Consider the following 17,288-nt stretch of genomic DNA (forward strand, 5'->3'; position numbering starts at 1 on the left):
GTTATAATAGTTTTATAAATTGGATTTGTAGGAGGTAGTTATGACTAAAGAAAATTTAGATTTAAAATTTGAGGACTATAAATATATTCGTCCTGATTTAGAAAAATTAATAGCAGATATTAGAGACTTAACTGAAAGACTTGTAAATGCTAAAACAGTTGATGAAGCTATTGAAACTTATAATGAGCTTAATGAATTAACATCAGATGCAGACAGTATGGTTTCTTTAGCACATATTAAAAATTCAATAGATACTAAAGATGAATTCTATGATAAAGAAATGCAATTCATACAAGAAAATTTTCCTAAAGTTGAAGAAGTTTCAGTAGAATATATTAGAGAATTTGTAAATAGCAAATTTAGAAAAGAACTTGAAGAAAAGTTTGGTGTATATTTATTTCAAAAATATGAAAATTATTTATTGACATTTAATCCTTCAATTATAGAAGACTTAGTAGAAGAAGCAAAGGTTGTTATGGAATATCAAAAACTTTTATCTTCTTGTTCAAAAGAATGGAATGGAGAACAATTAAATTTAACTCAACTTTCTAAGTATTCTCAAGATAAAGATCCTGATGTTAGAAGAAAAGCTACAAATCTTATTTCAGAAGTTTATGATGAACAAACTGAAAAATTAGATGAAATTTATGATAAGATTGTTAAGATAAGAGATAGAATGGCTAAAAAGTTAGGCTATAAAAACTTCGTTGAACTTGGTTATAAAAAAATGGGTAGAGTTGACTACAATGCAAAAGATGTAGAATCCTATAGAAAACAAATTGTAGAAACAATAGTTCCTCTTTGTAACAAATTAAGAGAAGAACAAAGAAAGAGAATAGGATTAGATAAACTTACTTTCTATGATGAACCAATTTTCTTTAAGTCAGGAAACCCTGCTCCTCATGGAGAAAAAGATTGGATGCTTGAAAGAGCTGAAAAAATGTACAGCGAATTATCACCAGAAACTAAAGAATTTTTTGATTTTATGAAAAGAAAAAATCTTTTTGACTTAGATGCAAAGAGTACAAAAGCTGCTGGCGGATATTGTACTTATTTAAGTAATTGGAGAAGTCCATTTATATTTGCTAATTTTAATGGAACAACTCATGATGTTGAAGTTTTAACTCATGAAGCTGGACATGCATTTCAAGTTTTCTCATCAAGAGATTATATTCCAGAATATACTTGGCCAGGAATGGAATCAGCAGAAATTCATTCTATGAGTATGGAGTTTTTCACTTGGCCATGGATGGATTTATTCTTTGAAGAAGAAGCTGATAAATTTAGATACAATCATATTACACATGCATTGATGTTCTTACCTTATGGAGCTTTAATAGATGAATTCCAACATGTTGTATACGAAAATCCTGAACTTTCTCCAAAAGAAAGACGTGCAAAATACAGAGAATTGGAAAAGAAATATTTGCCACATAGAGATTACGATGGAATTAAAGTTCTAGAGGAAGGTGGATTCTGGTTTAGACAAAGACATGTTTATCAAATGCCTTTCTATTATATAGATTATACTTTGGCTCAAGTATGTGCTTTCCAATTCTGGAATAAAGATAGGAAAGATCATAAAACAGCATTTGAGGATTATTTAAGACTATGTAAAACAGGTGGTACAAAGCCATTCTTACAACTTCTTGATGTAGCAAAATTAGAAAATCCATTTATTAATGGAACAATTAAAAAAGCTGTTGAACCAATAGAAGAATACCTAAATTCTGTTGATGCAAGTAAATTTTAAGAGATAAAGCAAAAAAACGCTCCAATCGGAGCGTTTTTTTAAACCTCTATTTCTTTTATATCTTCAATCATATTTTTGTTTTCTTCTAAAATAGGATTAACTTCTTTTTCTATAAATTCATCAACTTGAGAAGGACATCTTCCTATATATTTCATAGGGTCTAGAACTTCATTAAGTTCCTCTTTGCTTATATCAAAAAATTCATCATTTTCTATTAATTCTAACAAGTTATTTTCAAGCCCTTTTTCTTTTACATTTTTTCCTGCAATTTGAGAAAGCTCTCTAATTCTTTCGTGAAGTTCTTGTCTATCTCCACCTTTTTTTACTTGATTCATCATTATATTTTCACTTGCCATAAATGGTAATTCTGCCATTAAATGTTTTTCTATTACTTTTTCATATACTACCATTCCATCAACAACATTTGCATAAAGCTCTAATATACCATCTACTGCTAAAAATCCTTGAGAAATTGAAAGTCTTTTATTTGCACTATCATCTAAAGTTCTCTCAAACCATTGAGTAGCAAAAGTTATTGAAGGATTCATAACATTTGAAATAACAAAATTTGATAAGGCTCCGATTCTTTCTGATTTCATAGGATTTCTCTTATAAGGCATTGCTGAGGATCCTATTTGACTTTTGCCGAAAGGTTCTTCAATTTCTTTAAGATGTTGTAAAAGTCTTAAATCATTAGAGAATTTATGAGCGGATTGTGCTATATTTGATAATAAAAATAAAACTTTACTGTCAATTTTTCTCGTATATGTTTGACTTGTAACAGTAAAAACTCCCTTAAAGTTCATTTCTTGAGCAATATAATTATCAAGCTTTTTAACTTTTTCTTCATCATTATCAAAAAGTTCCATAAATGAAGCTTGACTTCCAGTTGTGCCTTTTGCTCCACGAAGCTTTAAGTTGTTTAATATGAAATCTAATTCTTCAAGATCTATTAGCAAGTCTTGCATATATAGAGTTAATCTTTTTCCTACAGTTGTAGGTTGTGCTGCTTGAAAATGAGTATATGCAAGAGTAGGAATATTCTTATATTTTAGAGCATTAGATTTTAGTAAATTCAAGACATTTATAATCTTTTTCTTGATTACTAAAAGTGCTTCTTTAATAACTATAAGTTCAGTATTATCTCCTACAAAACAACTAGTAGCACCTAAATGAATAATGCCTTTTGCGTTTGGACATTGAACACCATAAGCGTAAACGTGACTCATTACATCATGTTTTACAATTTTTTCTCTTTCTAAAGCAACATCAAAATTGATGTTATCTTTAAAAGATTCAAGTTCTTGAATTTGTTCATCTGTTATATTTAAGCCTAAGCTTTGTTCGCCTTTTGCTAGAGTTATCCATAGTTTTCTCCAAGTTTTAAACTTAAATTCGTCAGAAAAAATATAACTCATTTCTTTGCTTGAATATCTACTTGTTAGTGGATTTGAATAAATGTCTTTCATAAAAACTCCTTAATTGTATTTTTAGTTTTAAAATTTTTTTATCCATAATTTATAATAAACTATAAAATAGTATGGATAAATTCTCAATATATGTACACCTTTTTTACAAGATATAATGTTATATTTATTATATCATAAATTGTTTTATTAAAATAGTTTTTAACAAAAATAAAAAAATGTTGATATAACTTATATTTCAGTTTACAATCTATTTATAAATATGGTATAATAAGCAAAGCGTTAAGCTTTAATTATATGAAAAAACAATTTAGATTTATTCTAATGGGTGAAGAATATTACGAATATAAACAAGGAGGTCGTTTTAATAATGAATAATGAAGAAAAAATTAAAGTAATGAAAAATAGAAGAAAGAAAAGAAGACGAAGAGAAAATTTTGTTATAATAACAGCGGTATTCTTAGCACTTTTTGTATTTTTAGGTGGAAAATATGCCTTAGGTGTTATTTACCAAAATAAGACACAAACACAAAACAAGGAAGCTAAAACTGGGAATTCAAAAGAAAATACTGAAACTAATACAAGTGAAAAACAAACTGAGAATTCGAAAGAAAATACTGAAAAGAAAACTTCTAATGGTTTAGATCTTTCAGAATCAGGAAGTCATATAAAATCAGCTGATTCATATGCTTATGATACTGCTGAAATAAGAGATTATATAATGAGTAAAAAAGAATATTCAGGAAAGAAAATTGTATTTTTAACTTTTGATGATGGAGTTACTCCAGGAATTACAGATAAAGTTTTGGATATTTTAAAAGAAAAACAAGTTCCAGCAACTTTCTTTATAGTTGGAAAAACATTAAATGATCAAGCTAAACCTTATTTAGAAAGAGAATTAAAAGAAGGTCATGGTATTGCTATTCATAGTTTTTCTCATGATTATAACAAATTATATCCAAACAGAGTTCCTAATGTTTCTGTTATAAAACAAGAAGCTGAGAAAACAATAAGTAGATTAAAAGAACTAATAGGAGAAAACTTTAATACTGGTGTTTGGAGATATCCAGGTGGACATATGTCTTGGAAAGGTCTTGATACTGCAGGGAATGGTGATGAAGTTTTAAAAAGTTTAGGTCTTGAATGGATTGATTGGAACAGTTTATCTGGGGATGCAGAGCCTCAAAAGGTTAGACCTACAAATAAAGATGAAATGTTAAAATATGTTAAGACTTCTTTAAGTTATTGGAAACAACAAAATGTAGCTGTTGTTTTAATGCATGACTCTCAAGGAAAAAATTTAACAGTAGAAACTTTACCTAGTATAATTGACTACTTTAAATCTAATGGATATGAATTTGGTATTTTAAAATAGGTGAATTATGAATTATATATTAATTGGAATTTTACTTCTTTTAGTTATAATTTTAATTGTATTAGTTTTGAAACTTTTAAATAAATCTAATAATGATGTTATAACTGATGAAGATGTTCTAAAATTAAAACTTAGTTTTTCTGATGAATTTAATAAATTAAGTGAAAAATTAAATGGAAATAATGAAAGAATTTCTAGTCAACTACTTGATTTTAAAAATTCCACTAATGATAATATCATAAAAGCGGGAAAAGAAAATATTGATTCTATTTTCAATTTTAATGACAAATTAAAATCAGAGTTAAAAAAAGATTTTTTAAATCTTACTGTTGTTGTTGAGGGAAGACTTGATAAAATTAATGAAAGTGTTGAAGTCAAACTTGAAAAAAGTTTTGAAGATACCAAAAAGACTTTCAGTAATGTTATGCAAAGTTTAGGAAGACTTGATGAAGCTCAGAAGAAAATGGAATTTTTATCTAATAATGTTCAAAATTTGAATAATGTTTTGACAGATAAAAAAACAAGAGGTATTTTTGGGGAAGTACAACTATATCAAGTTTTATCTTCTGCATTTGGAAATAATACAGAAATTTATCAAAAACAATATAAGCTTTCTAATGGCACAATGGCTGATGCGGTATTATTTGCTCCAGAACCTGTAGGAACAATATGTATAGATAGTAAATTTCCGTTGGAAAATTATAGAAGAATTTTTGAAGATGTAGCTGATAATAAGCAAGAAAATGAAAAGAGCTTTGAACAAAACTTAAAGAAACATATTGATGATATTTCTACTAAGTATATAATAAAAAATGAAACAACAGATCAAGCTATTTTATTTTTACCTGCTGAAGCTATATTCGCTTACTTGAATGCTTATATGCCAAAAATAGTAGAATATGCATATTCTAAACGTGTGTGGATAACTTCTCCAACAACTATGATGGCTATACTTACAACTATTCAAGCGGTTTCACAAAATTTAAAACAATCTCAATATGCTTTAGAAATACAAAAAGAATTAAATTCTCTTTCTGAAGAGTTTGAGAGATATGCTAAGAGATGGGAAACTTTAGAAAAAGATATAAATAAAGTAAGTAAGGATGTTAAAGATATTTTTACTACTTCTACTAAGATTACAAGACGTTTTGATAATATAAAAAATGTTGATGTTTTTGATAAAGAGGAAGTAGAAGAAGTTCTAAAAATTACGGAATAAAAAATAAGATAGGTAGTGTATGATTAATAAAATACACTACCTAATTTTTTGTAAATTCATATTATAAAAAAATTAAAAAAAATCTAAAAATAGTATTGCATTATTGGATTTGATGTAGTATAATATATGGGTGCTCATATGCACATAATAGGCGTTGACGAAATAGGTTGCTCAAATTAATGGCTATTTTACGGTCTTTGAGGTAATTATTTCTGAGTATGTCGAACTAGATTTCGGCGACTGGTCGCCGTATTTTTTGGAAGTGAAAATGGAACACACGGATGAGTTGATACGGAAGACCTAGTTGCATGATGCCAAAACATGCGAAACAAGGAGGTAAAAAAATTGGCAAACAAACAAAAAATCAGAATTAGATTAAGAGCTTACGATCATGAATTAATCGATAGCTCAGCACAACAAATAGTGGAATCTGCAAAAAGAACTGGTGCAGAAGTATCAGGACCTATTCCACTACCAACAGAAAAGGAAATCATTACAATCTTAAGAGCTGTTCACAAATACAAAGATAGTAGAGAACAATTCGAACAAAGAACACATAAAAGACTTATTGATATCCTAAATCCTAACCAAAAAACTTTGGAAAGTTTAAAGAAATTAAATCTTCCAAGTGGTGTAGATATCGAAATTAAGTTATAAATCTTAGAATGATTGTAAAATCAATCCGCTGTAAGTAATAGGAGGTGTACTCAATGAAGAGTATTTTAGGTAAGAAAATTGGAATGACTCAAATTTTTGCTGAAGATGGTTCAGTTATTCCAGTAACAGTAGTTGAAGCGGGCCCTATGTTCGTCACTCAAGTTAAAACTGTTGAAAATGATGGTTATAATGCAATCCAATGTGGATATGTAGACAAGAAAGAAAAGAAGGTTACAAAACCTCTTAAAGGACATTTCGATAAAGTAAGTGTTGGATATAAGAGATTTGTAAGAGAATTCAGATTAAACGAAGGCGAAACTTTTGAACCTGGACAAGAAATAAAAGTTGACTTATTTGCTGAGGGAGATAAAGTTGATGTTATCGGAACTTCAAAAGGTAAAGGTACTCAAGGTGCTATTAAGAGATGGAATTACGGAAGAGGTCCTGAAGGACACGGTTCAAAATCTCACAGAGTAGCTGGTGCTAGAAGTGCTGGTACATTCCCAGGTAGAGTACTTAAAGGTAGAAAAGCAAGTGGAAAAATGGGAAATGCAAAAAGTACTGTTCAAAATCTTGTTGTTGTAAAAGTTGACGTTGAAAAGAACCTAATTCTTGTTAAAGGTGCTATTCCAGGACCTAAAGGTGGTTTAGTAACAGTTAGAGAAGCGGTTAAAAGATAGTTTAAGGAGGATAAATAATGCCTAAGGTTAATGTTTATAACCAACTTGGAGAAGTTGTTGGTGATATAGAATTAAACGAAGCTATTTTTGGTGTTGAAGTAAATGAACATGTTGTTTATGAAGTAGTAAAGAACCATTTAGCTAATAGAAGACAAGGCACTCAATCTGCTAAGACTCGTGCAGAAGTACGTGGAGGCGGAAGAAAGCCTTGGAGACAAAAAGGTACTGGTCGTGCTAGACAAGGTAGTATAAGAGCTCCTCAATGGAAAGGTGGCGGAGTTGTATTCGCACCAAAGCCAAGAAGCTACAGATACTCAGTTCCTAAAAAAGTAAGAAGACTTGCTATGAGATCAGTTCTTACTTCAAAAGTTCTTGAAGGAGAATTAAGAATTTTAGATGCTTTAACAATTGATGCATTCAGCACAAAGAAAGCAAAAGAAATTTTGAAAAATTTAAATTTAGAAACAAAAACTATAATAGTTTTACCAGAAGGAAATGAAAAGATTGTTAAATCATTCGCTAACCTTCCAAAAGTTGAAACTGTTGTTGTAGATTATATGAATGTTTACGATTTATTGAGATTTGATAATCTTGTAATTGTAAAAAATGCCCTTTCAAAAATTGAGGAGGTGTATGCATAATGACAGCATATGATATTATTATTAAACCAGTTGTAACTGAACGTTCAATGGAAAATATGGAATCAAAAAGATACACTTTCAAAGTTGACACTAGAGCTAATAAATCAGAAATCAAAAAAGCCGTAGAAACAATTTTTGGTGTAAAAGTTAAACAAGTAAATACAATGAATATTACTGGTAAGAAAAAAAGAATGGGAGCTAATGTTGGCAAAAGACCTGATTGGAAAAAAGCCATTGTTACTCTTACAGAAGATTCTAAAGAAATTGAATTTTTTGAAAGTATTTAATATAGGAGGTAATATTAATGGCTATTAGAAAGTATAAACCAACTTCTGCTGGTGTACGTGGAATGAGCGTTTTAACTTTTGATGAAATAACTAAGACTAAACCAGAAAAGTCATTATTAGTTTCTTTATCAAAATCAGGTGGAAGAAATTCATTAGGTAGAGTTACCGTTAGACATAGAGGCGGCGGTGCTAAAAGAAAATATAGAATAATAGATTTTAAAAGAAATAAAGATGGAGTACCAGGAAAAGTTGCTTCAATAGAATACGATCCAAACAGAACTGCTAATATAGCATTAATCCATTATTTAGATGGAGAAAAGAGATATATCTTAGCTCCAGAAGGATTAAAGGTTGGAGATAAAATTGAATCAGGGGAAAATGCTGATATCGTAATCGGTAACGCATTAAAATTAAAAGATATTCCAGTTGGTACAAATGTTCATAATGTTGAGTTAAAACCAGGTAAAGGTGGACAACTTGTAAGAAGTGCAGGATCCGAAGCTCAATTAATGGGTAAAGAAGGAAGATTTGCACAATTAAGATTACCTTCAGGTGAATTTAGATTAGTTCACTTAGAATGTAGAGCTACAGTTGGTCAAGTTGGTAATTTAAGTCACGAACTTATAACTATTGGTAAAGCCGGAAGATCAAGACATATGGGTAAGAGACCTCATGTTAGAGGATCTGCAATGAACCCAGTAGATCACCCTCATGGTGGTGGGGAAGGTAGAACTCCTGTAGGACGTCCAGCACCTTCAACTCCTTGGGGAAAACCAGCTTTAGGACTTAAGACTAGAAAGAAAAATAAAAAGTCTAATAAGTTCATAGTAAGAAGAAGAACTAAAAACTAATTAAGGAGGAAAACAAATGGGTAGATCTCTTAAAAAAGGACCATTTTGTGATGATCATCTTTTAAAGAAAATAGATGCATTAAATAGTGCAGATGAAAAAAAAGTTGTAAAAACTTGGTCAAGAAGAAGTACAATTTTTCCACAATTTGTTGGACATACTATAGCTGTTCATGACGGAAGAAAGCACTTACCAATATATATTACTGATGACATGGTAGGACATAAACTTGGAGAGTTCGTTTTAACAAGAACTTACAAGGGTCATGTTGGCAAAAACGAAAAAAATAGTAAAGTAAGATAATAGATAAGGAGGATATAACATGCAAGCTAAAGCAATTGCAAAATATCAAAGAATTTCACCTCTTAAAGTAAACTTTATTTGTAGAGAAATAAGAGGAAAGCATGTAGATGAAGCTTTATCTATTCTAAGATTCACTCCTAAAGCGGGTGCTAGATTATTAGAAAAGGTATTAAAATCAGCTGTTGCTAATGCGGAAAATAATCATAATTTAGATAGAAAAGACCTTTATGTATTAGAAGCTTATGCAAATGATGCTCCAGTTATGAAAAGATGGAGACCAAAGGCTAAAGGTTCAGCTTACCCAATATTAAAAAGATCAAGTCATATTGGTGTAACGGTAGCAGAAAGATAGTATAAGGAGGATAAAAAATGGGTCAAAAAGTTAATCCTCATGGGTTAAGAGTTGGAATAATAAAAGATTGGGACTCAAGATGGTTTGCCGATAAAAAAGAATTTGGTGATTTATTAGTAGAAGACCACAATATTCGTAAACTTGTTAAAAAAGAGGTAGCTCTTTCAGGAGTACCAAAAGTTGAAATAGAAAGATCAGCAAATAGAGTAAAGGTAACTGTATTTACTGCTAAACCTGGAATGGTAATTGGAAAATCAGGTGCTGGTGTTGAAGAATTAAGAGTTAAAATTGAAAAATTAACTGGTAAAAAAGTAATTGTTAATGTTGAAGAAGTTAAGAGACCTGATTTAAGTGCTCAATTAGTTGCTGAAAACATTGCTGGACAATTAGAAAGACGTGTATCTTTTAGACGTGCTATGAAACAAGCTATGCAAAGATCATTAAAATCAGGAGCAAAAGGTATTAAAACTGCTGTTTCTGGAAGACTTGGCGGAGCAGATATGGCTAGAACTGAAGGATATTCCGAAGGAACTATTCCTCTACAAACTTTAAGAGCTGACATTGAATATGGATTTGCTGAAGCAGATACAACTTATGGAAAATTAGGCGTAAAAGTTTGGTTATATAAAGGTGAAGTTCTTCCAGGAATGAAAGCTGCAGTTGTTGAAGAAAAACCTGCAAAAAAAGACAGAAGAAACAAGAAAGACAATAAGAAAAGATTTAATAAAACTGGTGCTAAGAAAGAAGCTTAGTTGCCGGAAGGAGGAAAGAGTCTATGTTAATGCCTAAGAGAGTAAAATATCGTAGAGTTCATAGAGGCAGAATGACTGGTAAAGCTCTAAGGGGAAATACAATTTCTTATGGAGATTATGCAATTCAAGCGTTAGAACCTTGCTGGATGACTGCAAACCAAATTGAATCTGCAAGACGTGCGATGACAAGATATATAAAAAGAGGCGGTAAGATCTGGATTAAAGTATTCCCTGATAAGCCTGTTACAAAAAAACCTGCTGAAGTAAGAATGGGTTCTGGTAAAGGGGCTCCAGAATACTGGGTAGCAGTTGTTAAACCGGGTAGAGTATTATTCGAAATGAGTGGTGTTCCTGTTGATGTAGCTAGAGAAGCTATGAGACTTGCTGCTCATAAGTTACCTGTAAAGACTAAATTTATAACTCGTGAGATGAAGGAAGGTGAAGCTAATGAAAATTAAGGAAATTCGCCAAATGAATGATAGTGATTTACAAGCAAAATTAAAAGATTTAAAAGTAGAATTATTTAATTTACGTTTTCAATTAGCCACTGGACAATTAGAGAATCCTATGAGAATTGGTGGCATTAGAAAAGATATAGCTCGTGTTAAGACTATTATCAGAGAACGTGAGCTTAATGCTGGAAAGGAGGCTTAATACTATATGGAAAGAAATAGTAGAAAAGTCATAATAGGAAATGTAGTTTCTAATAAAATGGATAAGACAATTGTTGTTGAAGTTGCAACTCTTGTATCTCACCCACTTTATAAAAAACAAATGAAAAAGACTACAAAATTTAAAGCACATGATGAAAATAATGAATGTTTAATTGGTGATAGAGTTAAAATTATGGAAACAAGACCTCTTTCAAGAGAAAAGAGATGGAGACTTGTTGAGATACTTGAAAGAGTAAAATAATTTTCATCTGGAAAGGAGTATCGTATGATTCAAACAGAAAGTCGTTTAAAAGTTGCTGACAACTCTGGCGCTAAAGAACTTCTTGTTATCAGAGTACTTGGTGGTACTAATAAAAAATATGCAAAAGTTGGCGATATAGTAGTTTGTACTGTTAAAAGTGCTACACCAGGTGGAGTTGTTAAGAAAAGTGACGTTGTAAAAGCGGTAATTGTTAGAACAACAAACAGCATAAAAAGAAATGATGGAAGCTACATTAGATTTGATGATAATGCAGCAGTAATTATAAAAGATGATAAAAACCCAGTTGGTACAAGAATTTTCGGTTCAGTTACAAGAGAGCTAAGAGCTGGTAACTTTATGAAAATTATATCTCTTGCACCTGAAGTATTATAATAGGAGGTGTTAGAATGAAAATAAAATCTGGAGATACTGTTATTGTAATTGCAGGAAAAGATAAAGGCAAAACTGGTAAAGTTTTAAAAACTTTAGTAAAAGAAAATAGAGTAATAGTAGAAGGAGTAAACATTCAAACTAAACACAAGAAAGCTAAAAGTCCTAAAGATGAAGCTGGTTTAATTAAAATTGAGGGAAGTATTGATGTTTCAAATGTAATGTACTTTGATACTAAAGTAAATAAACCTTCTAGAATTGGTTATGCTCTTGAAGGAGACAAAAAAGTTAGAATCAGTAAAAAAAGTGGTTCAAAAATAGATAAATAGTTGAAAGGAGGAATCTTAAGTGACTTCCAGAATGCAAGTTAAATATAAAGAAGAAATAGTTTCTGCTTTAATGGAACGTTTTAAATATAAAAATATTATGGAGGTTCCTAAACTTAATAAGATTGTTATCAATATTGGTTTAGGTTCAGCTAAAGATAATCCAAAAGTTTTAGAAAGCGCTTTAAGAGACTTAGAAATAATCTCAGGACAAAAGCCTGTAATAACTACTGCTAAGAAATCAATCGCTAATTTCAAATTAAGAGAAGGTATGAAAATTGGTACTAAAGTTACTCTTAGAGGAGAAAAGATGTATGATTTCCTAGATAGATTAGTTAACATAGCTCTTCCACGTGTAAGAGACTTTAGAGGTGTTAGCGCGTCAAGCTTTGATGGAAGAGGAAATTACGCATTAGGTATAAAAGAACAATTAATATTCCCAGAAATCGTATATGATATGATTGATCAAATAAGAGGAATGGATATTATAATAGTTACTACAGCTAAGACTGATGAAGAGTCTAAAGCATTATTAGAGCTATTAGGAATGCCTTTTAAAAAGTAGTAGGGGGAGAAATTTAATGGCTAAAAAATCAATGGTACAACGTGAATTAAAACGTCAAAAGTTAGTTGAAAAATATGCTGCAAAACGTGCAGAATTAAAAGCCAAAGGGGACTATGTTGGTTTAAGCAAATTACCAAGAAATGCTTCACCAACTCGTTTACACAATCGTTGTAAAATAACTGGACGTCCTCATGGATACATTGGAAAATATGGAATCAGCCGTATTGTGTTCCGTGAATTAGCTTACAAGGGAGAAATTCCTGGCGTTAAAAAGGCTAGTTGGTAATATTAAATAAAGGAGGAAGCTTATATGATGACTGATCCTATAGCAGATATGCTTACAAGAATTAGAAATGGTAATAACGCAAGACATTCATCTGTTGAAATACCTGCATCAAAAATGAAAAAAAATCTTGTTCAGATTTTATTAGATGAAGGTTTTATTGAAGGATATAATGTAATTGAAGATGACAAACAAGGAATCATCACAGTTGACTTAAAATATGGAAAAAACAACGAAAAAGTTATTTCAGGACTTAAGAGAATTTCAAAACCTGGTTTAAGAGTTTACGCTAGAAGCCATGAAATTCCTAAAGTTTTAGGAGGACTTGGAATCGCAATTATCTCAACATCAAAAGGAGTTGTAACTGATAAAGTTGCTAGAAAAGAAGGTATTGGTGGAGAGGTTCTTTGTTACGTTTGGTAACATGTTTGAGGATTAAAACTAAGGAGGTAAACCAATGTCAAGAATTGGATTAAAACCAATTGTTGTTCCTGCTGGAGTTGAGGTAATTTTAGGTGAAGAAAACTTCGTTGAAGTAAAAGGACCTAAGGGAAAATTAGCTCAAAAATTAAGCAGTGAAATGAACATTAAAATAGAAGGAGATACAATTAGTATAGAACGTCCTTCTGAAATAAAAAGACATAAATCACTTCATGGTTTAACAAGAACTCTTCTTGCTAACATGATTGAAGGTGTTTCAAAGGGATTTACTAAAACTTTGATTATAGAAGGAACTGGATATAGAGCAGCAAAAGCTGGAAATAAATTAACTTTAAACTTAGGATATTCTCATCCGATTGAAGTTTTAGATCCAGAAGGAATTACTGTAGAAGTTCCTGAACCAACTAAGATAGTGATTAATGGTATAGATAAACAAAAACTTGGAAACTTTGCAGCTAATATTCGTGCTCATAGAAGACCTGAACCATATAAAGGTAAGGGTGTAAGATATGAAGGAGAATACATCAGACGTAAAGTTGGTAAGACTGGTAAATAGGAAGGAGTGAAATTTAATGTTAAAGCAAATTAACAAAAATGAAAATAGAAAAGCAAGACATGCTAGAGTAAGAAAAAAAGTTTCTGGAACTCCTGAAAAACCAAGATTAAATTTATATAGAAGTAATACTAATATATATGCTCAAATTATAGACGATACTAAGGGTGTAACTTTAGTTTCAGCTTCAACACTAGATAAAGAATTTGCTTCATTAGAATCAAAATCTAACAAAGAAGCTGCTAAAGCTGTTGGTCTAGCAATTGGTAAAAAAGCAGTTGAAAAAGGCATTACAGAAGTTGTTTTTGATAGAAGTGGTTATTTATATCACGGAAAAGTTAAAGAATTAGCTGAAGGTGCCAGAGAAGCTGGACTTAAATTTTAGTATCAGGAGGGTAATTAATGGAACTTTTAATTAAAGAAGTAGAAGGATTAGAATTAGAAGAAAGAGTAGTTGCCATCAACCGTGTTACTAAAGTAGTAAAAGGTGGTAGAAACTTTAGATTTAGCGCTCTTGTAGTAGTAGGAGATGGAAATGGACACGTTGGTGTTGGTGTTGGAAAAGCACTTGAAGTTCCTGAAGCTATTAGAAAAGGTGTACAAGATGCTAAGAAACATGTTATTAGAGTACCTCTTGTAAACACAACAATTCCTCATGAAATTGTTGGAGTTTTTGGAGCTGGTAGAGTTTTATTAAAACCTGCTGGAGCTGGTACTGGAGTTATCGCTGGTGGTCCTGTTCGTGCGGTTTGCGAACTTGCAGGAATTAAAGATGTTAGAAGTAAATCTTTAGGAACTACTAATGCTAGAAATATAGTTAATGCAACTATGGAAGGGTTAAAGAATCTTAAGAGAGCTGAAGATATAGCTAGATTAAGAGGAAAATCCGTAGAAGAAATATTAGGTTAAGGGGGGCTTTTAAAATGGCAAAGCTCAAAATAACACTTAAAAAGAGTAAAATTGGTAGAATACAAAAACATATTAAAAATGTTGAAGCTTTAGGTTTAAAAAAAGTTGGTCAAACAGTTGTTAAGGAAGATACTCCATCAATTAGAGGTATGATCAATCAAATAAGTTTTATGCTTGAAGTTGAAGAAATTTAAGGAGGTATAAAGCGTGAAGTTACATGATTTAAGACCTGCTGAAGGTGGAGGCTCAAAAGCAAGAAAAAGACTTGGTAGAGGTTACGGTTCTGGACTAGGTAAATACGGCGGTAAGGGACGTGACGGTCAAAATTCAAGATCAGGCGGTGGAGTAAGACCTGGATTTGAAGGTGGACAAATGCCACTATTTAGAAGACTTCCAAAAAGAGGTTTTACTAATATTTTTGCTAAACAATATGCAGAAGTAAATGTAGAACAATTAAATATTTTTGAAGATGGTACAGAAGTTACTGAAGAATTAATATTTGAAGTTAATTTAGCTAAAAGAGCTAAAGCGAAAGATGGTGTTAAGATTTTAGGTAATGGAGAATTAACTAAGAAATTAACTGTATCTTGCAGTAAATTTACTAAGAGTGCTATCGAAAAAATAGAAAGCACTGGAGGAAAGGTAGAGGTGATCTAGTATGTTCAAGACTCTATCAAATGCGTGGAGAATAAAAGAAATCAGAAGTAAAATGATTTTTACAATATTGATGATTGTTGTTTATAGACTTGGTAATACAATTCCAATTCCATTTATAGACAAAAAGGTTGTTAATCAACTTATGAGTTCAAACACTGGCGGTTTAGTAAATCTATTAGATTTACTTGCCGGAGGTAGTTTAAAACAAATGAGTGTTTTTGCTCTAAGTATTTATCCTTACATTACAGCATCAATAGTTGTACAACTTCTTACTATTGCATTCCCAAGACTTGGAGAAATCGCAAGAGATGGTGAGATGGGTAAGAAAAAAGTTGCAAAATATACTAAAATAGGTGCAGTTATACTTGGGATTTTTGAAGCTATGGCAATTGCAAATGGATTATTTGCTAAAGCTATTGTTGCTAAAGGATATATTCAATCAGCATTGATTATTACATCTTTATTAGCTGGCTCAATGTTCTTAGTTTGGTTAGGTGAAATAATTACAGAAAAAGGAGTAGGTAATGGTATTTCAATTATTATCTTCCTTGGTATTGTTTCAAATTTACCAACACAAATCGGAACATTTATTTACGGAATAATAACTGGAACAGTTGGAATTCTTACTATAATAGGTGTAGTACTAGCGGCTATTGCAATAGTTGTAATTGTTGTACTTATAAATGAAGGTGAAAGAAAAATAACAGTTCAATATGCAAAAAAAGTTGTTGGAAGGAAAATGTATGGCGGACAAGCTACTCATATTCCTATAAAAGTTAATATGAGCGGTGTAATGCCAGTAATCTTTGCATCATCTTTATTAGCAATGCCACAAACTCTTTCATTATTATTTTCTGGTGGAACTCCAAATTGGATTAGTTCATACTTAACAGTTGAAGGTTCAGTTGGTGTGTATGTATATTCAATATTGAATTTTATATTGATAATATTGTTTGGATTCTTTTATTCATCAATTCAATTTAACACTGTTGAATACGCAAAAAATTTACAACAATACGGTGGATTTATTCCTGGAATTAGACCTGGAAAACCAACCGGAGAATATTTACAAAAAATATCAAATAGAATTACTTTCTCAGGTTCTATTATTCTAGCTTTAATTGCTTCAGCGCCAATTGTTATTTCACGTATAAGTGGAATGAAAATTAACTTTGGTGGAACATCAGTTATAATTATAGTTGGTGTAGTAATTGAAACAATGAAGCAAATAGAATCTATGATGTTGATGAGACACTATAAAGGTTTTTTGAATAAATAGTTTATAGGAGATATAATATGAGACTAATTTTGTTAGGGCCCCCGGGAGCCGGAAAGGGAACTCAAGCGTCAAGTATCGTTGCTGAATATGGAATCACTCATATTTCAACAGGAGATATTTTTAGACATAATATTAAAAATGAAACAGAACTTGGAAAAAAAGTAAAGTCTTATTTAGACAATGGACAATTAGTTCCTGATGAACTTACTATTGATTTAGTATGGGATAGACTTTCAAATGATGACTGTAAAAATGGATTCTTATTAGATGGTTTTCCAAGAACAATTAATCAAGCAGAAGCCTTACAAAAAGGCTTAGAAGAAAGAGGTCTTAAACTAGATAGAGTTATTAATATTGATGTTGATAAAAATATATTAGTAAAAAGACTTTCTGGAAGAAGAGTATGTAAGAATTGTGGAGAAACTTATCATGTAGACAACAAACCAACATCAAAAGATAGTGTTTGTGATAAATGTTCTGGTGAAGTTATTCAAAGAGCAGATGATAATGAAAAAACAGTTTTAGATCGTATAGAAGTATATGAAAACCAAACTTTTCCACTAATTGATTTTTACAAAAATTTAGGATTGATTTTAACTGTTGATGGTACTTTACCTATTGAGGATGTCTTTTCACAAATTAAGGAGTCTCTTTCTTAAAATGTCAATCATTTTG

27 protein-coding genes are annotated in these 17,288 nt (G+C 30.9%); 26 read left to right on the forward strand and 1 reads right to left on the reverse strand.

The genetic code is table 11. The features are described 5' to 3' along the window. Nucleotides 1–40 precede the first annotated feature (40 nt). Entirely contained in the window at nucleotides 41–1,753 is a 1,713-nt protein-coding gene (locus tag ACLGL0_RS00300; RefSeq protein ID WP_411013221.1) for a M3 family oligoendopeptidase, read from the forward strand. 38 nt (nucleotides 1,754–1,791) lie between these two features. Here ACLGL0_RS00300 and purB read toward each other — a convergent pair whose 3' ends face one another. After that, the gene (gene purB, locus ACLGL0_RS00305; protein ID WP_411013222.1) at nucleotides 1,792–3,222 is read right to left on the reverse strand and encodes an adenylosuccinate lyase; all 1,431 of its coding nucleotides are present in this window, start codon (nucleotides 3,220–3,222) and stop codon (nucleotides 1,792–1,794) included. 328 nt (nucleotides 3,223–3,550) lie between these two features. Here purB and ACLGL0_RS00310 point away from each other — a divergent pair, with 328 nt between their 5' ends. The 25 genes from ACLGL0_RS00310 (at nucleotide 3,551) to ACLGL0_RS00430 (ending at nucleotide 17,272) form a co-directional block, all read left to right on the forward strand. After that, the gene (locus ACLGL0_RS00310; protein WP_314557419.1) at nucleotides 3,551–4,555 is read left to right on the forward strand and encodes a polysaccharide deacetylase family protein; all 1,005 of its coding nucleotides are present in this window, start codon (nucleotides 3,551–3,553) and stop codon (nucleotides 4,553–4,555) included. Nucleotides 4,556–4,562: 7 nt separating this feature from the next. Then, a complete protein-coding gene (locus ACLGL0_RS00315; RefSeq protein WP_411013223.1) occupies nucleotides 4,563–5,774 on the forward strand; it encodes a DNA recombination protein RmuC in 1,212 nt (403 codons plus the stop codon). Between the two features lie 345 nt (nucleotides 5,775–6,119). Beyond that, nucleotides 6,120–6,431, forward strand: a complete 312-nt coding sequence (gene rpsJ / locus ACLGL0_RS00320; protein WP_009354283.1) for a 30S ribosomal protein S10 — start codon at nucleotides 6,120–6,122, stop codon at nucleotides 6,429–6,431. Nucleotides 6,432–6,484: 53 nt separating this feature from the next. Then, on the forward strand, nucleotides 6,485–7,111 hold the full coding sequence (gene rplC, locus ACLGL0_RS00325; RefSeq protein WP_233055430.1) for a 50S ribosomal protein L3: 627 nt from the start codon (nucleotides 6,485–6,487) through the stop codon (nucleotides 7,109–7,111). 17 nt (nucleotides 7,112–7,128) lie between these two features. Beyond that, nucleotides 7,129–7,752 (forward strand): 50S ribosomal protein L4, encoded by a 624-nt coding sequence (gene rplD / locus ACLGL0_RS00330; RefSeq protein ID WP_314557430.1) that lies wholly within the window; start codon nucleotides 7,129–7,131, stop codon nucleotides 7,750–7,752. Next, nucleotides 7,749–8,039, forward strand: coding sequence for a 50S ribosomal protein L23 (gene rplW / locus ACLGL0_RS00335; RefSeq protein ID WP_172965474.1), 291 nt, complete (start codon nucleotides 7,749–7,751; stop codon nucleotides 8,037–8,039). Before rplD ends, rplW begins: the two co-directional genes overlap by 4 nt. A gap of 17 nt (nucleotides 8,040–8,056) precedes the next feature. After that, the gene (rplB, locus tag ACLGL0_RS00340) at nucleotides 8,057–8,890 is read left to right on the forward strand and encodes a 50S ribosomal protein L2 (RefSeq protein WP_233055432.1); all 834 of its coding nucleotides are present in this window, start codon (nucleotides 8,057–8,059) and stop codon (nucleotides 8,888–8,890) included. A gap of 16 nt (nucleotides 8,891–8,906) precedes the next feature. Beyond that, nucleotides 8,907–9,191 carry a 30S ribosomal protein S19 gene (gene rpsS / locus ACLGL0_RS00345; RefSeq protein ID WP_009372520.1) on the forward strand — a complete coding sequence of 95 codons (285 nt, stop codon included), beginning with the start codon at nucleotides 8,907–8,909 and terminating at the stop codon, nucleotides 9,189–9,191. Between the two features lie 19 nt (nucleotides 9,192–9,210). Then, a complete protein-coding gene (gene rplV, locus ACLGL0_RS00350; RefSeq protein ID WP_004833617.1) occupies nucleotides 9,211–9,543 on the forward strand; it encodes a 50S ribosomal protein L22 in 333 nt (110 codons plus the stop codon). A gap of 17 nt (nucleotides 9,544–9,560) precedes the next feature. Beyond that, nucleotides 9,561–10,295: a 30S ribosomal protein S3 gene (gene rpsC / locus ACLGL0_RS00355; RefSeq protein ID WP_233055433.1), complete on the forward strand. Its 735-nt coding sequence runs from the start codon at nucleotides 9,561–9,563 to the stop codon at nucleotides 10,293–10,295. A gap of 23 nt (nucleotides 10,296–10,318) precedes the next feature. Further along, nucleotides 10,319–10,753, forward strand: coding sequence for a 50S ribosomal protein L16 (rplP, locus tag ACLGL0_RS00360; RefSeq protein ID WP_004833615.1), 435 nt, complete (start codon nucleotides 10,319–10,321; stop codon nucleotides 10,751–10,753). After that, nucleotides 10,743–10,949: a 50S ribosomal protein L29 gene (gene rpmC, locus ACLGL0_RS00365; protein WP_009448199.1), complete on the forward strand. Its 207-nt coding sequence runs from the start codon at nucleotides 10,743–10,745 to the stop codon at nucleotides 10,947–10,949. The genes rplP and rpmC overlap by 11 nt, the downstream gene beginning before the upstream one ends. A gap of 6 nt (nucleotides 10,950–10,955) precedes the next feature. Next, a complete protein-coding gene (gene rpsQ / locus ACLGL0_RS00370) occupies nucleotides 10,956–11,210 on the forward strand; it encodes a 30S ribosomal protein S17 (RefSeq protein WP_314557438.1) in 255 nt (84 codons plus the stop codon). A 24-nt stretch (nucleotides 11,211–11,234) separates the two neighbouring features. Continuing rightward, nucleotides 11,235–11,603, forward strand: a complete 369-nt coding sequence (rplN, locus tag ACLGL0_RS00375) for a 50S ribosomal protein L14 (RefSeq protein WP_009372516.1) — start codon at nucleotides 11,235–11,237, stop codon at nucleotides 11,601–11,603. Nucleotides 11,604–11,617: 14 nt separating this feature from the next. Beyond that, a complete protein-coding gene (gene rplX / locus ACLGL0_RS00380) occupies nucleotides 11,618–11,929 on the forward strand; it encodes a 50S ribosomal protein L24 (RefSeq protein ID WP_314557441.1) in 312 nt (103 codons plus the stop codon). Nucleotides 11,930–11,948: 19 nt separating this feature from the next. Then, nucleotides 11,949–12,491, forward strand: coding sequence for a 50S ribosomal protein L5 (gene rplE, locus ACLGL0_RS00385; RefSeq protein ID WP_009372736.1), 543 nt, complete (start codon nucleotides 11,949–11,951; stop codon nucleotides 12,489–12,491). Nucleotides 12,492–12,507: 16 nt separating this feature from the next. Beyond that, nucleotides 12,508–12,777, forward strand: a complete 270-nt coding sequence (gene rpsN, locus ACLGL0_RS00390) for a 30S ribosomal protein S14 (RefSeq protein ID WP_004833609.1) — start codon at nucleotides 12,508–12,510, stop codon at nucleotides 12,775–12,777. 24 nt (nucleotides 12,778–12,801) lie between these two features. Next, the gene (rpsH, locus tag ACLGL0_RS00395; protein WP_004833608.1) at nucleotides 12,802–13,197 is read left to right on the forward strand and encodes a 30S ribosomal protein S8; all 396 of its coding nucleotides are present in this window, start codon (nucleotides 12,802–12,804) and stop codon (nucleotides 13,195–13,197) included. A 34-nt stretch (nucleotides 13,198–13,231) separates the two neighbouring features. After that, nucleotides 13,232–13,771: a 50S ribosomal protein L6 gene (rplF, locus tag ACLGL0_RS00400; RefSeq protein WP_233055435.1), complete on the forward strand. Its 540-nt coding sequence runs from the start codon at nucleotides 13,232–13,234 to the stop codon at nucleotides 13,769–13,771. Between the two features lie 16 nt (nucleotides 13,772–13,787). Beyond that, nucleotides 13,788–14,153 carry a 50S ribosomal protein L18 gene (rplR, locus tag ACLGL0_RS00405; RefSeq protein WP_009447719.1) on the forward strand — a complete coding sequence of 122 codons (366 nt, stop codon included), beginning with the start codon at nucleotides 13,788–13,790 and terminating at the stop codon, nucleotides 14,151–14,153. A 17-nt stretch (nucleotides 14,154–14,170) separates the two neighbouring features. After that, nucleotides 14,171–14,677, forward strand: a complete 507-nt coding sequence (gene rpsE / locus ACLGL0_RS00410; RefSeq protein ID WP_009448001.1) for a 30S ribosomal protein S5 — start codon at nucleotides 14,171–14,173, stop codon at nucleotides 14,675–14,677. 14 nt (nucleotides 14,678–14,691) lie between these two features. Beyond that, a complete protein-coding gene (rpmD, locus tag ACLGL0_RS00415; RefSeq protein WP_233055437.1) occupies nucleotides 14,692–14,871 on the forward strand; it encodes a 50S ribosomal protein L30 in 180 nt (59 codons plus the stop codon). A 13-nt stretch (nucleotides 14,872–14,884) separates the two neighbouring features. Beyond that, nucleotides 14,885–15,334 (forward strand): 50S ribosomal protein L15, encoded by a 450-nt coding sequence (gene rplO / locus ACLGL0_RS00420; RefSeq protein WP_233055438.1) that lies wholly within the window; start codon nucleotides 14,885–14,887, stop codon nucleotides 15,332–15,334. Between the two features lies 1 nt (nucleotide 15,335). Next, complete coding sequence (secY, locus tag ACLGL0_RS00425; RefSeq protein WP_411013224.1) at nucleotides 15,336–16,613, forward strand: preprotein translocase subunit SecY; 1,278 nt, start codon at nucleotides 15,336–15,338, stop codon at nucleotides 16,611–16,613. Between the two features lie 17 nt (nucleotides 16,614–16,630). Beyond that, entirely contained in the window at nucleotides 16,631–17,272 is a 642-nt protein-coding gene (locus ACLGL0_RS00430) for an adenylate kinase (protein ID WP_233055440.1), read from the forward strand. Nucleotides 17,273–17,288 lie beyond the last annotated feature (16 nt).

The organism is Parvimonas pharyngis (genome assembly GCF_046569675.1).
GTDB lineage: Bacteria > Bacillota > Clostridia > Tissierellales > Peptoniphilaceae > Parvimonas.

Excerpts from the sequence above, each read along its gene's own strand:
- ACLGL0_RS00300 (WP_411013221.1), top strand. The coding sequence starts at position 41 with ATGACTAAAGAAAATTTAGATTTAAAATTTGAGGACTATAAATATATT.
- purB (WP_411013222.1), bottom strand. The coding sequence starts at position 3,222 with ATGAAAGACATTTATTCAAATCCACTAACAAGTAGATATTCAAGCAAA.
- ACLGL0_RS00310 (WP_314557419.1), top strand. The coding sequence starts at position 3,551 with ATGAATAATGAAGAAAAAATTAAAGTAATGAAAAATAGAAGAAAGAAA.
- ACLGL0_RS00315 (WP_411013223.1), top strand. The coding sequence starts at position 4,563 with ATGAATTATATATTAATTGGAATTTTACTTCTTTTAGTTATAATTTTA.
- rplC (WP_233055430.1), top strand. The coding sequence starts at position 6,485 with ATGAAGAGTATTTTAGGTAAGAAAATTGGAATGACTCAAATTTTTGCT.
- rplD (WP_314557430.1), top strand. The coding sequence starts at position 7,129 with ATGCCTAAGGTTAATGTTTATAACCAACTTGGAGAAGTTGTTGGTGAT.
- rplB (WP_233055432.1), top strand. The coding sequence starts at position 8,057 with ATGGCTATTAGAAAGTATAAACCAACTTCTGCTGGTGTACGTGGAATG.
- rpsS (WP_009372520.1), top strand. The coding sequence starts at position 8,907 with ATGGGTAGATCTCTTAAAAAAGGACCATTTTGTGATGATCATCTTTTA.
- rplV (WP_004833617.1), top strand. The coding sequence starts at position 9,211 with ATGCAAGCTAAAGCAATTGCAAAATATCAAAGAATTTCACCTCTTAAA.
- rpsC (WP_233055433.1), top strand. The coding sequence starts at position 9,561 with ATGGGTCAAAAAGTTAATCCTCATGGGTTAAGAGTTGGAATAATAAAA.
- rplP (WP_004833615.1), top strand. The coding sequence starts at position 10,319 with ATGTTAATGCCTAAGAGAGTAAAATATCGTAGAGTTCATAGAGGCAGA.
- rpmC (WP_009448199.1), top strand. The coding sequence starts at position 10,743 with ATGAAAATTAAGGAAATTCGCCAAATGAATGATAGTGATTTACAAGCA.
- rpsQ (WP_314557438.1), top strand. The coding sequence starts at position 10,956 with ATGGAAAGAAATAGTAGAAAAGTCATAATAGGAAATGTAGTTTCTAAT.
- rplN (WP_009372516.1), top strand. The coding sequence starts at position 11,235 with ATGATTCAAACAGAAAGTCGTTTAAAAGTTGCTGACAACTCTGGCGCT.
- rplX (WP_314557441.1), top strand. The coding sequence starts at position 11,618 with ATGAAAATAAAATCTGGAGATACTGTTATTGTAATTGCAGGAAAAGAT.
- rpsN (WP_004833609.1), top strand. The coding sequence starts at position 12,508 with ATGGCTAAAAAATCAATGGTACAACGTGAATTAAAACGTCAAAAGTTA.
- rpsH (WP_004833608.1), top strand. The coding sequence starts at position 12,802 with ATGATGACTGATCCTATAGCAGATATGCTTACAAGAATTAGAAATGGT.
- rplF (WP_233055435.1), top strand. The coding sequence starts at position 13,232 with ATGTCAAGAATTGGATTAAAACCAATTGTTGTTCCTGCTGGAGTTGAG.
- rplR (WP_009447719.1), top strand. The coding sequence starts at position 13,788 with ATGTTAAAGCAAATTAACAAAAATGAAAATAGAAAAGCAAGACATGCT.
- rpsE (WP_009448001.1), top strand. The coding sequence starts at position 14,171 with ATGGAACTTTTAATTAAAGAAGTAGAAGGATTAGAATTAGAAGAAAGA.
- rpmD (WP_233055437.1), top strand. The coding sequence starts at position 14,692 with ATGGCAAAGCTCAAAATAACACTTAAAAAGAGTAAAATTGGTAGAATA.
- secY (WP_411013224.1), top strand. The coding sequence starts at position 15,336 with ATGTTCAAGACTCTATCAAATGCGTGGAGAATAAAAGAAATCAGAAGT.
- ACLGL0_RS00430 (WP_233055440.1), top strand. The coding sequence starts at position 16,631 with ATGAGACTAATTTTGTTAGGGCCCCCGGGAGCCGGAAAGGGAACTCAA.